General features: G+C 31.8%; 15 protein-coding genes and 4 other RNA genes. 6 read left to right on the forward strand and 13 right to left on the reverse strand.

The window, feature by feature from the left end:
- Positions 1 to 37: 37 nt before the first annotated feature.
- From AT726_RS01800 to AT726_RS01830, 7 genes are all read right to left on the reverse strand, one after another.
- Positions 38 to 754 (reverse strand): CAP domain-containing protein, encoded by a 717-nt coding sequence (locus tag AT726_RS01800; RefSeq protein WP_144436941.1) that lies wholly within the window; start codon positions 752 to 754, stop codon positions 38 to 40.
- Between the two features lie 165 nt (positions 755 to 919).
- On the reverse strand, positions 920 to 1,630 hold the full coding sequence (deoD, locus tag AT726_RS01805; protein ID WP_055242000.1) for a purine-nucleoside phosphorylase: 711 nt from the start codon (positions 1,628 to 1,630) through the stop codon (positions 920 to 922).
- 28 nt (positions 1,631 to 1,658) lie between these two features.
- Positions 1,659 to 2,321 (reverse strand): deoxyribose-phosphate aldolase, encoded by a 663-nt coding sequence (gene deoC / locus AT726_RS01810; RefSeq protein WP_055241998.1) that lies wholly within the window; start codon positions 2,319 to 2,321, stop codon positions 1,659 to 1,661.
- 313 nt (positions 2,322 to 2,634) lie between these two features.
- A complete protein-coding gene (locus AT726_RS01815; protein ID WP_068758902.1) occupies positions 2,635 to 3,711 on the reverse strand; it encodes an AI-2E family transporter in 1,077 nt (358 codons plus the stop codon).
- Between the two features lie 116 nt (positions 3,712 to 3,827).
- Entirely contained in the window at positions 3,828 to 4,886 is a 1,059-nt protein-coding gene (locus AT726_RS01820) for an RnfABCDGE type electron transport complex subunit D (protein ID WP_055241995.1), read from the reverse strand.
- A 114-nt stretch (positions 4,887 to 5,000) separates the two neighbouring features.
- Positions 5,001 to 5,516, reverse strand: coding sequence for a peptide-methionine (S)-S-oxide reductase MsrA (msrA, locus tag AT726_RS01825; protein ID WP_055274764.1), 516 nt, complete (start codon positions 5,514 to 5,516; stop codon positions 5,001 to 5,003).
- Positions 5,517 to 5,541: 25 nt separating this feature from the next.
- Positions 5,542 to 6,303, reverse strand: a complete 762-nt coding sequence (locus tag AT726_RS01830) for a tRNA threonylcarbamoyladenosine dehydratase (protein WP_055274763.1) — start codon at positions 6,301 to 6,303, stop codon at positions 5,542 to 5,544.
- 355 nt (positions 6,304 to 6,658) lie between these two features.
- On the opposite strand from AT726_RS01830, the gene ssrS (AT726_RS01835) reads away from it, so the two are divergent.
- From ssrS (AT726_RS01835) to AT726_RS12955, 6 genes are all read left to right on the forward strand, one after another.
- Positions 6,659 to 6,841: non-coding RNA, 6S RNA (gene ssrS / locus AT726_RS01835), on the forward strand.
- Positions 6,842 to 7,298: 457 nt separating this feature from the next.
- Positions 7,299 to 7,487, forward strand: a non-coding RNA gene (gene ssrS, locus AT726_RS01840) — 6S RNA.
- A gap of 103 nt (positions 7,488 to 7,590) precedes the next feature.
- A non-coding RNA gene (gene ssrS / locus AT726_RS01845) (6S RNA) lies at positions 7,591 to 7,782 on the forward strand.
- A 377-nt stretch (positions 7,783 to 8,159) separates the two neighbouring features.
- A non-coding RNA gene (gene ssrS / locus AT726_RS01850) (6S RNA) lies at positions 8,160 to 8,349 on the forward strand.
- Between the two features lie 159 nt (positions 8,350 to 8,508).
- Positions 8,509 to 9,063 (forward strand): transposase family protein, encoded by a 555-nt coding sequence (locus AT726_RS12950; RefSeq protein WP_070099790.1) that lies wholly within the window; start codon positions 8,509 to 8,511, stop codon positions 9,061 to 9,063.
- Positions 9,064 to 9,090: 27 nt separating this feature from the next.
- Positions 9,091 to 9,885: an ISL3 family transposase gene (locus tag AT726_RS12955; protein ID WP_201023069.1), complete on the forward strand. Its 795-nt coding sequence runs from the start codon at positions 9,091 to 9,093 to the stop codon at positions 9,883 to 9,885.
- Between the two features lie 118 nt (positions 9,886 to 10,003).
- On the opposite strand, the gene AT726_RS01860 is transcribed toward AT726_RS12955, so the two are convergent.
- From AT726_RS01860 to AT726_RS01885, 6 genes are read right to left on the reverse strand one after another with little or no spacing between them, the layout of a single operon-like run.
- A complete protein-coding gene (locus AT726_RS01860; RefSeq protein ID WP_068758903.1) occupies positions 10,004 to 10,858 on the reverse strand; it encodes a beta-1,6-N-acetylglucosaminyltransferase in 855 nt (284 codons plus the stop codon).
- An 11-nt stretch (positions 10,859 to 10,869) separates the two neighbouring features.
- Positions 10,870 to 11,340 carry a PssE/Cps14G family polysaccharide biosynthesis glycosyltransferase gene (gene pssE / locus AT726_RS01865; RefSeq protein WP_068758904.1) on the reverse strand — a complete coding sequence of 157 codons (471 nt, stop codon included), beginning with the start codon at positions 11,338 to 11,340 and terminating at the stop codon, positions 10,870 to 10,872.
- A complete protein-coding gene (pssD, locus tag AT726_RS01870) occupies positions 11,337 to 11,801 on the reverse strand; it encodes a PssD/Cps14F family polysaccharide biosynthesis glycosyltransferase (RefSeq protein ID WP_055274759.1) in 465 nt (154 codons plus the stop codon). The genes pssE and pssD overlap by 4 nt, the downstream gene beginning before the upstream one ends.
- 14 nt (positions 11,802 to 11,815) lie before the next feature.
- Positions 11,816 to 12,790, reverse strand: coding sequence for a glycosyltransferase family 2 protein (locus AT726_RS01875; protein WP_055274758.1), 975 nt, complete (start codon positions 12,788 to 12,790; stop codon positions 11,816 to 11,818).
- Positions 12,790 to 14,373 carry an O-antigen ligase family protein gene (locus AT726_RS01880; RefSeq protein WP_068758905.1) on the reverse strand — a complete coding sequence of 528 codons (1,584 nt, stop codon included), beginning with the start codon at positions 14,371 to 14,373 and terminating at the stop codon, positions 12,790 to 12,792. Before AT726_RS01880 ends, AT726_RS01875 begins: the two co-directional genes overlap by 1 nt.
- The gene (locus tag AT726_RS01885; RefSeq protein ID WP_237297162.1) at positions 14,367 to 15,551 is read right to left on the reverse strand and encodes a glycosyltransferase; all 1,185 of its coding nucleotides are present in this window, start codon (positions 15,549 to 15,551) and stop codon (positions 14,367 to 14,369) included. Before AT726_RS01885 ends, AT726_RS01880 begins: the two co-directional genes overlap by 7 nt.
- Positions 15,552 to 15,602 lie beyond the last annotated feature (51 nt).

A 15,602-nucleotide genomic window follows, 5' to 3' on the forward strand; every position in this document is an offset into this window, starting at 1 on the left:
TTAAGGATTAAATCAAAAAAATTCCATATTTTTTCGTTTAATCCGTTAAATGTTGGGTGACATAATATGTTCGTACACCCTCTTGTTCAATTCCATAAACCCCAATACCCATTTTTGTAAACTGTTCATTCGTCATATTAGCATAATGAGTTGGTGATTGCTTCCAAGCTTCAAAAATTTCCGAGGCAACTAGTAATGGACTTTGAGATTTGAAAATATTTTCACCACTAATCTGACAGGATATTTGATAGGTTTCTACCAGACTGGCGAATGTTAAATGTCCTTCATGACTAAAGTAATTATACTTAGCCATATCCTTCGATTTTAAACGGGCAGTTGTTGTTAATGACTCAGACTGTTCAACTGCCTTAAGCCCAAGTTGAAGGCGTAAATCATTGACTAACTCAATCACCTCTTGTTCAATTGTAGTATCATAAAATCCTATCACATCATCTGTTGCTTCATTTTTATCAGGTATAGGTGGTTTTTTAGGAGTCGTTTCTTCAACTATTTTATGATCAGTCTCTTCATTTTGATCACTTGGCTTTTCAGGCTTTAAAAAAGTCCCATCCATTATGTGATTTGAAGATGACGGATTTTGATTGGAATGATTGATGATGATTGATTTTTTGGCTTCAAATGTAAAAGTTACTTTATCTAATAAAGCTAACGTTGTTGATGACGTATTAGTCTGACATGCCCCTAGTAAAAGGGCACAAATCATAAAATAAATTCTTATGATCTTTTTAAACAAACTCCTTCACATCCTTTTTAATCCACCATTACTTTATTTAATATCAGTTAGAACTATAATTTTATACACATTTTAACGATAGATTCATGCGAAATCATCAATCCTTGCTATTCATTGACGATAAAAAAAGAACAGCCAAAACTGGTTGTTCTTTTGAAATAAAAATTATGCTAATTCTAATGCAATCTCCATCATTTGAGTAAATGTATTTTGACGCTCTTCTGCAGATGTTACTTCATGTGTTACTAATGAATCTGAAACCGTTAAGATACATAAGGCATTAACTCCAGCGTAAGCTGCATTCATGTATAAAGCAGCAGCTTCCATTTCAATTCCCATAACTCCCATTGCAGACCATTTTTTCCATGAATCCTTTTGAGCATCATAGAATGTATCTGAAGATAAAATGTTACCTACTTTAACTTCAATTCCTTTTTCATTCGCAACATTCACTGCTTTATTTAATAGATCCCAAGAAGCAATTGGTGCGTATGTTCCTGGTAATTCATATTGTGCAGCGTAATTTGAGTTTGTACAAGCACCCATTCCAATAATAACGTCACGGATTTTAACATCTTCGCGAATTGATCCACAAGATCCAATACGAATTAAGTTTTTCACTCCGTAGAAGTGGATTAATTCATAAGAATAAATTCCGATTGAGGGAATCCCCATTCCTGAACCCATAACAGAGATTTTTTTCCCTTTATATGTTCCAGTATATCCGAACATATTACGTACTGTATTAAATTGAACAACATCTTCTAAAAATGTGTCCGCGATAAATTTCGCACGTAATGGATCTCCTGGTAATAAAACTGTTTCTGCGATAACACCTTGTTCAGAACATCCAATGTGTGGTGTTGGAATTGCCATAAACTTCACTCCTCTAATTAATGATATTTTAGTATGCTGTTGTGTTTTCTTTTCCTTGTACTAAAGCAACTCCGCCTGAAGTTCCGATACGGTTAGCTCCAGCTTCAAGCATCGCTTTCATATCTTCAGATGTACGAACTCCACCTGATGCTTTAACACCTACTGTTTCACCAACAGTTTGACGCATTAAGCGAACATCTTCAACTGTTGCTCCACCTGTAGAGAATCCTGTTGATGTTTTAACAAAGTGAGCTCCAGCTTTAACAGACATTTCACAAGCTTTGACTTTTTCTTCATCTGTTAACAAGCAAGTTTCAATGATTACTTTAACTAATGTTCCATTAGCAGCATCAACAACTGCTTTAATATCTTCATATACTAATTCCCAATTACCATCTTTAGCAGCACCTACATTGATAACCATATCAATTTCAGTTGCACCGGCTTCAATTGCACATTTTGTTTCAAATGCTTTAACTTCTTTCATTGTTGCTCCTAAAGGGAATCCGATTACTGTACAAACTTTTACATCTGTTCCTTGTAATTCATCTGCACATAAAGAAACCCAAGTTGGATTAACACAAACTGAAGCGAAATCATGTTCTTTGGCTTCTTGACATAATGTTAAGATTTGTGCTTTTGTCGTTTCTGGTTTTAAAACTGTATGATCGATATACTTACTTGCTTTCATATGGAGCCTCCTAATGACTATAAAATACCGCTATATAAGTCTTTATTATTATAGCTGAAGTCTTAAAGGTTATAGCGAAAAACAAAAAAATAGCCTTTTCATTTTTAGTTAATCCTTTTAACTCAACATAAAAATTTAAACAATTATTGGGACTATATAACAACTCGTTATTAATTCTACCAAAAACCTATTTATTTTAAAACATTTTTTCAAGAGATAATTGTACTTTTTGAAAGTTTTATGTCGTTTTTTACGTATCACTTACTTATAAAAAATAACCCTTACATCCTTCATTATCCTCTCTTTTATTTTATTAACTTTTTAAATTATGAATATATCGAGTAACCGTACGAATCACTAAAAAGACTGGAATCGCAAAAAATACTCCCTTTAGACCAAAAAAACTTCCTGAAAGCATCATTAAAATCATAATAAACAAAGGATGAATATCTAAATTACGTCCAATAATAAATGGCTGTAGAAAATTTCCTTCAACTGCTTGTAAAATAGCAAGAATAATAATGACAAGAATAACCTTATTCCAGGAAATAGAGAGCGCAAAAATAATCACAGGAATGGCACCAATAAAGGGTCCAATAAAAGGAATAAAATCAGTTAAACCAATTAAAAATCCGAAAAGTAAAGCATAATCAATTCCAGCAAACATTAATAAAATGGTCGCAATTAATGAGACACAAACCATAATAAGTGCTAGCCCACGAATATAAGAACCTAACGAATCATCTAATAAGCTAGACAAAGAAGCAACATGTGATCGATATCGTTTCGGAACTAACTTTAATAACCCATTCAAAATTTTTTCATAATCTTTCAAAAAATAAAACAACGCAATTGGAACAATAACAATAAACATTAATGACCCGACAATTGAAAAAATTAAGTTAAAAGTAAAACCAGTCACTTCACGAATATGCTCTGTTAACGTACTGACCCACGTATTATATTCACTAAAAAATATCTCACTTAAATTTAAACCCATTCGTTCATCAAAGATTAGTAATTGATTTTGAATAGCTGTTAAATAAATGGGTAAATTTAAAATCAAATCATGAATTTCTCTAATAATGGTTGGTAAAAACCACGAAATAATTCCATATAAACTTCCAAATACAACGACATAAAATAAAAACACCGAAATTACTCGGGGTAAACGAATTCGATCAATCCACAAAATAAGCGGATGAATAATATAAGCCAGTAAAAATGCAACAAAAAATGGAAATAAACTTCCCCAAATTTCACTCCAAATCCTTCCCCAAACGGGTGATGTTTGAATAAATAAAAATATGATCACTAAACTGACTAAACAGGCAATGGCATAAAGCAAATAACGAATCATCCGACTATGTTTATTAAAAAATTCATCCATCTCTAACACCTCATTATCTCAACTAATTGCTACTATTGTCTTTATATTATAAGTGTGTAGAATATGATTATGCTTATTTTAGATATAAAAAAAGTCCTAACAAAGATTAGGACCCACTATGCAATTAAAAGTTGTTTTCGATAAATAACTTTTTTGATAAAATCAAACCCCAATGTGACAAGTTGCACCAGCATAACCACTAAATATGGCGCAAAGATAAAATGAATAAAGTAACTTAATAAGGCTGAGAAAATGCCACAAATAATAATATAAGCATATTTAAACATTAAATGTCTATCTAAAACAACAATATCTGGTAAAATGAAAATTCCTGTTATTAACACCGAACCATTTAATAAGAACAAAATCGTTAACCAATTCGGTTGTTGAAAAATAACACCTAGCAAAATACTTACTAATCCGTAAACACCTAAATAAAGAAACGATACTTTATAATCAATGACTTGACGCTTCACTAAAAATAAGGCACTTAGTAATAAAGGAATAATGAGTGTAAAGCATAGACTGCCCTCAAAGATTCCAAAGATTACTGTTTGTAACGAGTAATATTCTGAAATAAAACCATCGAAGGACAATGGATGAAGCGCATTTGTTACTACCATATAGGGGGCTGATAGCATCGGGGGAAGTTCAGTTAATCCTAAATTATAATTAGTCATTTTAATTCCAAGTACTCCAATAAAATAACCAATTAATGCAGGATGAAGATGATAAAACGTGTGACCCTTTTTTGTATTTTGTGAAAAAATAGTCATGACCATAATTGCCATACAAAAAACAGAAATAGGGGCATCTAATGAAAACATCAAAATTAATAACGTGCTAAATAAAAATGTTGGACGCTTCAAAGGAAAAAATATTCCTTCTTTCACTGTGTGTGGATTCGTCCCAACAATAAATGAAACTAATAGATCAATCAAGTAAGCGTAGCCTAAAATCAATCCTAATTTGATAACATGAACCTTGAAAATTTCAAATGCTATGCTTTGTCCTAAATGACCAATCGTTGAATAATATCCAAATTCAACGAATAATCCCAACTGAATTAAGACAAACGTCACTAATAAAAAATGTTTGACTTGACGTTCTCCATAAATTCGTCTAGCATGATACTCCTTTGCCTTTTGTTTAATCACTTCTTTAATTCGCTTCATTTTCGAATGGACTCACTCCCTCTTTTGAAATAATTCTATTCTAACATGAGAACTTGATTTTTTGTTAAATGAAATAACTTTAATTTAAAAAGATTAGCTCATAGCTAATCTTTTTTATTTTGATCGATACTCTTCTTTTAAATCTTCTTCTGGAATTCGATATAAATTGACATGACAATAACCTGTTGGATTTTTAGTTAAATAATCTTGATGATATTCCTCTGCATCATAAAAAGCTGTCTGCTTTTTAACTTCAACAACAATTTCATCTTCATACTTCAATTGTTCTTGATTAATAAATAATCGAATCACTTCTGCGTCTGCCTCATCTTCATAATATACACCCGTCCGATACTGTGTTCCTATATCTCCACCTTGTTTATTTAAAGAGGTCGGGTCGATGATGCAAAATAAATGTTCTAAAATTCGTTCTAATGAAATGATCGTTTCATCATAAAAAATCTCACAAGCCTCAACATGATGCGTTTTTCCTGTGCAAACTTCTTTATAGGTTGGATCTGCCGTTAGACCATCCGTATACCCAACTTTTGTTTTAATAATCCCTTTGATACGTTTAAAGTATGCTTCAACTCCCCAGAAGCATCCTCCAGCTAAAACAATTTGTTTCATATTTTCTCACATTCCTTCATACTTATTAGTGCCCTTTACGACGAATTGGAATTGACTTCGTTAATTCACGAACCACATAACTTGCTGCAATTAATCCGGCCACACTTGGAACAAAAGCATTTGAAGCGGGTGGTAGTTGCTGTTTACGAACTTCACTATCTTCTTTTCCAACAACCTTTAACGTATCTTCTCGTCCAATGATTGGACTTTCTGTTGAATAGATAACTGGAACTTTTCCACTCACTTTTTCTTTCTTCAGCTTTGTACGAATTACCTTCGCTACTGGATCATAAGACGTTTGGTGAATGTCTGCAATCTCAAATTTTGTAGGATCTAGTTTATTGGCTGCCCCCATTGATGAAATAAATTTAATTTTACGACGTAGACATTGTTTAATTAAATGAATTTTAAATGTAATCGTATCTGAAGCATCAACAACAAAATCAATCTGATGTTCGAATAATCTTGGAGCAGTTTCTTCATTATAGAACATATGCATTTGAATAACATTACAATTTGGATTAATCTCTGCAATACGCTCTGCCATAACTTCTACCTTAGAACGACCAACTGTTTTTAATGTCGCATGAATTTGACGATTAACATTCGTAATATCAACGACATCTTTATCAATTAAAATTAATGTTCCAACGCCCGTACGTGCTAATGCTTCAGCAGCGAATGACCCAACACCTCCAATACCTAAAATAGCAACTGTACTATTCTTTAAGATTTCTGTTCCTTCTGGTCCATAGACTAATTCATTTCTAGAAAATTGATGTAACATATCTTTGAAGCTCCTTACTCTTTCTATTTAAAAGTTATAAACTGATTATACCTTTATTATGTCCAAAATGCTATGAAGAGCGTCTAAAATGAATAGAACTTTTTAATTTTTTTATTGTAATAACGATTAAAATTACGCAATCTGCTCATACTAGTACTGTCAAGAAGAGAAGTAAATTTGCAGTGAGTATTTGTTGCCGATATGATACCTATACGTCGGATTAAGGTATGCAACATCAAGTCACTGTACGTCTGATAATTATATATGTGAGATAATCTATTATTATTGCTCTTCTTGAACACGTATATTCTGAATTTCCTATTTAGCGATTGTAACGAATATACACTCTCTCTTAGTTTCCCTAGATTGTGCGTAAGGTGATTAGTTGTTGAATCCGAACATTTCTGATAAGGGAATCTGGTGTTCTAATACGGTGTTGAATGCCCAACATTGTTGGGACTCCTAATGTATTAGACAGGATACCCACCTGCTACCAAGCGGGTTTTTATCCTAACACCTACGGCAATTTGGGCAATTAAGAAGAACACGGGTTCCGTACCCGTGTTTTTTTATTTTCTAAACTAATTTAAAATCTAAATATATAAGTTCAGATAAGTTTTTTACATGGTAAAAACTTTTACACTCCTAGCAAAGGAAGAATAGATTTCTTTCAGAAATCGACAGGGAACTCTCAACCTACTTCGGTTCGAAATGGCATAGGAAACCAGTATTAAATTTTATTACCAACTAACACTGATGTAGAGTTGTAAAATACATTTCTGTTTCTATGTACAACCACTCCTATCAATCTGTTAGATTCATATTAACTTCCAGATATCACCTGATTGCTTTTAATTCATTCTCGTGTTAAGATAGCTTTCCTGCCTCTGATAGAGAGGATTACTTTCTTTATCAATAAGGATTCGGTTTTCCAAACATTCCCTTGTTGATTTCAATTCTCTTTCATGTTAAGATAGCTTTCCCCATGAAAAAGGTTATTCCTGAATGGTACGTAAAGTGACTAACTTTTTAAATCCGAACATTTCTAATAAGGGAATCTGATTCTCAAATTCGGTGTTGAATGCCTAGCTTTTTCTACCTAGGACTCCTAAAGAATTTGATAAGATACCCACCTGCTACTTAGCGGGTTTATACTCTAGCACTTACGGCCATTTGGGTATCATTCATAACCTGCCCATTAACTAAGACTTTCCAGAACCAATCATATTGATTTTGTTGGCCCGACATGTTAGGATATGTATCCGGTCATGAGTGACCCGAATTCAAAATATCCTGGATTGTACGTAAAGTGATTAGTTCTTTATAAATCCGAACATTTCTAATAAGGGAATCTGACGCTCAAATTCGGTGTTGAATGCCTAGCTTTTTTCACCTAGGACTCCTAAAGAATTTGATAAGATACCCACCTGCTAATTTAGCGGGTTTACATCCTAACACTTACGGCAATTTGGGTCATTATATTCATTTAGATTACCTATAGATTAGATACGATAAAGCCACCAATTAAACATAAATTTCGCTTAATGATCACAAATTTAGAGAAGTTTTTAAAATATTAAATTAATAGTTGATTAATATTCCTGAACATGATAAAATTAAAATCAAAATTGATTGAACTTTATTATTTTTTATGAATAAACACACACACATTTTAAACTAGTTTATCTAATATAACCATTCATCATGTCCCCTAAACATGATAAAAAATGGCCCTAGATAATCTAACAATCTGCAATCAGATTGTCGATCAATTTGGTGCCATGATAAATCAATGAATCATGAGATTTATTATTTCAGGTTATTGTCTTTTTACCAAGAACATGATAAAATCTAATCAAAATCTGAGATATGCGTAAGGTGATTAGTTCTTTAAATCCGAACACTTTTGATAAGGGAATCCGATTCTCTAATACCGTGTTGAATGCCTAGCTTTTTCCACCTAGGACTCCTAACGTATTAGATACGATGCCCACCTGCTAATTTAGCGGGTTTATATCCTAACACCTACGGTATTTTGGAGAAACACAAGCATTTGCTTGTGTTTTTTTTAACTTAAAAGGTTCTATAATATTTGGTGTTGCTGAGTAAGCAGCACTTTTTTCATGGCATCAAAAAAAAGAGACCTCAAGTCTCAATCCTGTTACAATGTTATCGGCTAAAACAATATTGAAAGGATAAGATTTGATGTCTCACTCATATTTTACTAGAAAACTTTTAAATATTAAAGATAAAAACATTACATTTCCGGACGATTATCTTGAAGAAGTGAAATTAAACGGAATTACTAGCTTTATTTTTAAAGGAATCCTCTCGTATCAACCGACTCATTGTCAAAAATGCGGAACTCTATTTGATTCAAAATTTAAGAAACATGGATTTAAAACCTCTCGAATTGTCATTCCAAAAGTCTCACTCCATGATACCTATTTAGAGTTAAAAAAACAGCGTTATTATTGTGGCCATTGCCAATCTACCTTTACACTAAACACTTCAATCGTTGAAAAGAACTGTTATATTTCTTATCACACGAAACACGCCATTGCGTTAGACGCTCAAAATAAGATTTCAGAATGCGATATTGCCCGTCGTCATCAGGTCTCTCATTCAACTGTCAATCGGATCATCCATAGCTTTTATGAGGCTCAAACTTTGAACTTTAATTACCTTCCTGAAAATCTTTGTTTTGATGAGTTTAAGTCCGTTAAGTCTGCCGAGGGTCACCTAGCATGCGAAGCATAAATCCTCCACTGCTAGGGAATGGGTCACATGTCTTTTATCTTTTGCGATGCAGATACCAAACAAATCATTGATATCATTGAAGATCGTCGTTTAAGCTCACTCTCAACCTATTTTCAGCGGTATACCAAAGAAGCACGGGCTCGAGTGAAACATATTGTCATCGATATGTATGCTCCTTACATGAGCTTGATTAAGGAGCTTTTTCCCCATGCCAAAATGATCATTGATAAATTCCATCTAGTTCAACATCTTTCTCGTGCACTCAATAAAACTCGTATTCGACTCATGAAAAAATTTAAGAAACACAGTCGTAAATTCAAACGTTATTGGCGATTATTTTTAAAGTCTCACACGCTACCTAATACCACTAATTATCGAACAGTTTACTGTTTTAAACAACCCATGCGTGAAATTGATATCCTCAACTTCCTACTTGATTTATCACCTGAATTAAAAGCAACTTATGATCTTTATCAAGATTTACTTTTCGCTATTCAAACGAAAAACATCGATCGCTTGAATGACTTACTTGAAACAGAACATTCGCTTATTTCTCCTGAACTTCAAACAGCTTTTCAAACCTTTAAAACGTATCAAGCTTATATCAAAAACACATTAACGACTCCCTATACAAATGGTCCAATCGAAGGAATTAATAATAAAATTAAAGTCATTAAACGTATTGCCTTTGGATATCGTAGTTTCTATCATTGGGTCACCTGCCATGCGAAGCATGTTTCCTCCACTAGTAGGGTAATTAAATCACGTATTCTTATGATTCAAAATTTAACTAAACCTAAAAGAAAAATCCTAGCAGCATAGCCGCTAGGATTTCAATTTAGTCTTTCACTGTAATAGGTCACCATTTAATCAGCAACACTATTTGACAAAGTTCCACTTAAAAAAGCTATACGATAGAACGTCGTATAGCTTTTTCTTATTATTCTTTTATATACTGATATACTTTTTTAATAATTTCATTATCTACTTCTGAATCAAATTTACGTGCAAATAATGCTTCACTCTCACAGATTAATTGATAATCTTCAAGTGTGTATGTTTTAGGGTTTGGTCCACCATTCCACTGAATTTCACGTAGTGTATTATGAACTACCGTATTTTTAAATGGAGAATTTAAAATCAAAGTTTGGAAAAAATGTTCGTCTGCACAAATCGTATACTTATAGTCTCTGATATATTCAGGATGCTCTTTTAAATAATTTAATATATATTCAACACAATCTCCAGACAGTGTAAACCAGTTAGCACCTTTATATAATTTATATCCCTTAAAATTAGGGCGAAGAGGATATTTTCTATAAAACTTTGAAAGGAAGTTATTAATGATGTAAACCGGTCGTGTTCGATTATACTTACTATCACTAAATAAATAATAGCCTTTGATTCGCCATAGATTTTCTTCTATGTCTAAAGTTTCAAGAAATTGACGTCCTTTATTCTTTTTTAAAAATGACGATACTTCCTTCTTACTCTTAATAAATAAATCCTGTCCACTTATTAAATGATAAAAATCATAGCCTCTATTACTAGCCTGTTTTAATAATTGAATTGTTACTAGTACTTGAGACAGCCCTCCCCAATTAATGCTCATTCGTTGCTCTAAGAAAAAAACAGTGTTGAAGGATTGGAAATATTGTTTGAGTTGATTAAATAGGCCGTCATTCTTCTGATCGATATGAATATAGACATGGTGATCATCATCTGCAATAAATTCAATTAATTGCTTTGTTTGTTCAAAATTTTTATGTGCCACAATTAAAAAAGCTTGCTTCATTTTATCTCACCTTATTTTAAATATTTTTCTAAACTCTGATCGATTAAGCCTTCAATATTTCCTTTTTGATTAAATGGAAGCGGATTAAATGTTTTAGCTTTCTCGTATAAGGAGATAAAATCCTCTCCATCCTGATATGTCAAAATACATCCTAATTGTTCTAATTTAGTGGCTAGCTCAATTTGATGATCATTGACATGTTCATGATATTTCTTTAAACGAGGTACTGCAATAATTTTTTTATGATTTTTAACACCTTGAAGAATAGAACCAGCTCCAGCATGAGTTACAATCAGACTGGCTTGTTGATATAATTTTTCCATTTCATCATTAGGAATAAAACTAAATAATTTCATTTTATCAGTTTCGTAATGATTATGGCCCGCTTGAATAATGATTTCCTCACGATTTGCGACCTGTTCAACAAGACGTATAAGACGTGTAAAATCTTGTTTTTGTGTCCCACATAGAACGAGAATCAAAATAAACACCCTCCTACAATAGCATTTGGGTAAACTTCTAATAGCTCCTCCCATTGAATATAAAACTCATTAGCTATTTTATACATTAATTTCCCACTAACTGATGGCGTATGAACATTTGCAACTGTTTCAATATAAATCACTTTTCTACCAAATAAACGCCCATAAACACACATCGGAATCGTTGAATGAACACCTGTAGAAATAATAACCTTAGGATTATACTTGATAAAATAAATGAACGAAACTAACCATACATAAAGATATTCAAAAATATAGATCCATCCATCATTTTTAGAGCAATACATTAAATACTCTGTTGGAAACTCTGTCTCTTTTGAAATCTTCGTTTTTTCAGTAATAATAACTCCATTATACTTCTTAATAAGATGGCGTAACTGTAATAATTCCGTGTAATGCCCTCCTGCACTAGAGCAAAATAAAACCTTTCCTTTTTTCACGTTTAATCATCACCTTATTTCTTAAGTTTAACTTTCATGATATAAATTGCATTCGCTAATGCATTATAGATTAATTTATTGGTGTATCGATAATATAGATGCTTCTTATCCTTTTGAGATAATAAATATTGATTTTTTCTCCACATTGGAAATCTCTTATTTAATAAGTCCCAACCTTCTTTTAGGATAGCCTTTCGAGTATTCTTATCCTGAATTTGTGCAGCTCGTAAGAAAGAACTTCCTAAAAAATATTTTAATGTTAAATACTCTAATTCACTCTGATATTGATGGTATAAATTATGTTTTTGATAAAATTCAAAAATATCATTAAAGACTGTTAACATATCACCAACTTTGGAGTTTTGAGTATAAGTAATTGAATCTTGACGTTGAACATAATAAACAAGTGGTTCATTTACATAAGCTAATTTTCTAATAAATGGAGCTAATCGAATGGAAAAGGAACTATCCTCATATCTTAAGCCTACTGGAAATTTGATATCTAATGAATCAAACCAACTTTTCTTATATAGCTTATTCCAAACTGTCGGCATCATCTTCGTTAATAACTCTCTCTCATTTGTATAAGGTCCATCAGTTGCTCTTTGTAAACGATTCGGATAAGTCCAATAAAAATCACACGTTGTAACATCAGCCTCTTCCTGAGTTGCTCGTTCGTATAATTTTTCAAACATCGAATATTCAACGTAATCATCACCGTCTACAAATCCAAAATAATCTCCCTTCATCTTACTCATACCATAATTTCTAGCATCAGAGAGCCCCCCATTTGGCTTGATATAACTGAATACCTTATTTGGGTAAAGATTCATATATTTATCAATAATAATTTGTGATTGATCAGGTGTTGAGTCATTAATCACAATAATCTCAATTTCTTGAAGAGTTTGATTGACTAATGAATCAAGACAACGATCTAAATATTTTTCTACATTGTAGACTGGAACAATGACACTAACTTTTGGCATTATTTCACCTTAACTTTCCTATAATCCTTTTTACTTAATGTCGTATTAAGGAACAATGTAACTGTGATAAATCCTAAATATAAGTTCGTAAACAATTCATCTAAGACGTGTCCGCTATAATAAGCAGCTCCTAAACCGACACCAGTTGATAATAATAGCATTAGGTTACTAAAATTAACAATAGTTTTAAACTTTCTTAACGCATTAATTGTTGAGGCTAGGACTAAGACAAGATATGGAGTAATAAAAATAATTGCTCCGATAATTCCCATCGTATAGATTTGACGCCATCCATCTTGCTCAATAATTAATTGACCTTCACTTAATGTCGAAAACCCCATACCAAGCATTTTTTCTTTAGTATCCATTAAATCCCACTTATATTCTGAGAATAATTTTTGAAGCTTTCTCCCATCACTACGTTTTTCAAAGGGTTGATTAACAACAAAGTTCCAAAACTCAGGATCAAATTCTATCGGATAAATTTCATCGTAATAAATGGATGGGAATGTTAATAACTGAGCATTTTCTCTTAAAACCGCTATTAATACAGCCTTCTTACCATCGTCATCCTCAATTTTCTGTTGTAGCAACTCTAATTGTGTTGACATCTGATTAACACTATCATTCTTTTCTTCTTCTTCTTTTAAATTTTTAATTAACTGGGTGTTAAACTCTTGATACTTAATGGCTGGAGTATTTGGATAGATTGCCAAGGCTAAGAAAATAATAATTCCCAAATTTAATAGAAAATTAAGATTAAACTTTGCTAAGCGAATGACACTACATCCAATATAAGTTCCAAGTGCTGCTATAGCAATAAGAATGACACCAAAGGTAGCAACTCGTGTTCCAACCATCATCATACATAAAGAATGAAGTAAAATCAGTAAGAAGATTGGCCATTTTCTTTTGACCTCATATAACACTTTATATAATAATGGAAGCAACATAAAAAGCAAGGCCCCTAGAACATTTGCTGCATGATATAATCCCTTAGACATCAATAACTTTGGGTCTTGGAACTGTTCATATCCTCCCGTAAACCATGAAAAGAAATTAGCTTGTGTTGTTCCTCCATAACTACCAAATGAGATAGCAAATAAATCAGTAATAAAGATGACACTACATGTAATTACCGAGGTAATTACAATAATTTTATTAAATGTTTCATTACTAAATTGGGCCAGATATGTACAATACATTAAAATAAATGGTAATGTCATGATTAAGATATATTTTAGTTCAATTTTAATATCTGTTCTAAACGTTTCAGGAAGATTTAAATTTAATTGTCTGATTTCAATAAAGTGCAAAATAGAATAAGTGCCTAAGATTAATCCTAAAAATACTATCATCCAAAAAGATTTCTTTTTATTTTTATCAACAAATAAAAATCCAATAATCGCTAATAATGGAATTCCTAAGAATCTGATAAATGTTGATGGAACAATTAAATGATACTGTTTCAAAAAATCATTTAATAGATAGTCTAAATCAACGATAGGTTGAATAATTAAAAAAACAAAAATTAATAACGTATAAAACTTTGGATTATTAAGTTTTTTAAATTTATCTAGCATAAATCCCCCTCCACTAACTTACTGATTTGAGTAATAATCATTTCATTTTGATAGTGATAATCCTTTAATTTATCTTTCATCTTTTCTAATTTTTCAGGATGCATAATAATCGTCTTCATCGCTTCATAAAAATCAGATTCATCATTGTTTACAACTAAACCATAGCTACTATCCTTTAACTGTTCTTCAATACCCGCCACTTTTGTTGCTATAACAGGTATTTGACAAATTAAAGATTCAAAGACAACAGTCGGTAATCCTTCATAACGAGAAGGTAATAAAAAACAATCTGCTAATTTAAAATAAGCGAATGGGTTTTCTCGATATCCAATCAGTTTAAACGTTTCTTGACAGTTATTCTTTTTTATTTCAGTTTTTAAGGTTTGCTCGTCTTCACCATTACCGATAATCATAATATTATGTTTAAATCCTTCATCAATCAGGCGACGATGAATCTTTATTAAACGATCATATCCTTTTTGTTCGACTAATCGTCCTACACTAATAAATGTTAAATCTTTATTTTCAAAGAGTCTTAAATCATCTGGATTAACAGATTGAGCAGACTTCTCTTTTATTAGATCAGATTGAATAATATTATGAATGACTTTAACATCCTCTTTTAAATCAAAGACTTCTTGATAAGATTGTGCTGCCACTTTAGAAACAGCTACATTTACATCAATTAACTCAAGCATCTTCTTCATTAGTGGCATATGATTCGATGAGAAGTTTTGTTTCTTATAATCTAGATGAATCCAATTTACTTTTTTACGACTAGAACCATTAGCAACAAAAATCGTACAAAATCCCTCTTTAAATGCAATTTCAACATCATAAGATGAAAGTTTCATTTTTTTACGTTCAGATTTAATTTTTCGTCCAATCCATCCTGTCTTCATTAAACATAACAAATATAATTTATTAATTAATAATGAAATATTTTTACTTTTAATAATTTGACTTAATGGTAAATCAATCACTCTAAAAAACTTTGATCCCTCAATAATATTAACTCCAGATGGAACATCTTTAAGCATTTCACCATGTTTGTGTAATACAAGTAAATCAATCTCATAACTAGTTTGCTTTACTAATTCCTGCAATAAGTTATTTAATACCCGAGAAACGCCCCCCAACGTCATCTCATCGGTTACAAATAAAATTTTCTTTGACACAATCTCACTTCCAATCGTTTCAACATAATATTAAATTCACTATTCAATAGT

Origin of the sequence: Turicibacter sp. H121, from assembly GCF_001543345.1 — a bacterium.
Classification (GTDB): domain Bacteria; phylum Bacillota_I; class Bacilli_A; order MOL361; family Turicibacteraceae; genus Turicibacter; species Turicibacter bilis.

Excerpts from the sequence above, each read along its gene's own strand:
- AT726_RS01875 (WP_055274758.1), bottom strand. The coding sequence starts at position 12,790 with ATGCCAAAAGTTAGTGTCATTGTTCCAGTCTACAATGTAGAAAAATAT.
- AT726_RS01880 (WP_068758905.1), bottom strand. The coding sequence starts at position 14,373 with ATGCTAGATAAATTTAAAAAACTTAATAATCCAAAGTTTTATACGTTA.
- AT726_RS12950 (WP_070099790.1), top strand. The coding sequence starts at position 8,509 with ATGTCTCACTCATATTTTACTAGAAAACTTTTAAATATTAAAGATAAA.
- AT726_RS01820 (WP_055241995.1), bottom strand. The coding sequence starts at position 4,886 with ATGAAGCGAATTAAAGAAGTGATTAAACAAAAGGCAAAGGAGTATCAT.
- AT726_RS12955 (WP_201023069.1), top strand. The coding sequence starts at position 9,091 with ATGTCTTTTATCTTTTGCGATGCAGATACCAAACAAATCATTGATATC.
- deoD (WP_055242000.1), bottom strand. The coding sequence starts at position 1,630 with ATGGCAATTCCAACACCACACATTGGATGTTCTGAACAAGGTGTTATC.
- AT726_RS01830 (WP_055274763.1), bottom strand. The coding sequence starts at position 6,303 with ATGTTACATCAATTTTCTAGAAATGAATTAGTCTATGGACCAGAAGGA.
- deoC (WP_055241998.1), bottom strand. The coding sequence starts at position 2,321 with ATGAAAGCAAGTAAGTATATCGATCATACAGTTTTAAAACCAGAAACG.
- AT726_RS01815 (WP_068758902.1), bottom strand. The coding sequence starts at position 3,711 with ATGGATGAATTTTTTAATAAACATAGTCGGATGATTCGTTATTTGCTT.
- msrA (WP_055274764.1), bottom strand. The coding sequence starts at position 5,516 with ATGAAACAAATTGTTTTAGCTGGAGGATGCTTCTGGGGAGTTGAAGCA.
- AT726_RS01860 (WP_068758903.1), bottom strand. The coding sequence starts at position 10,858 with ATGAAGCAAGCTTTTTTAATTGTGGCACATAAAAATTTTGAACAAACA.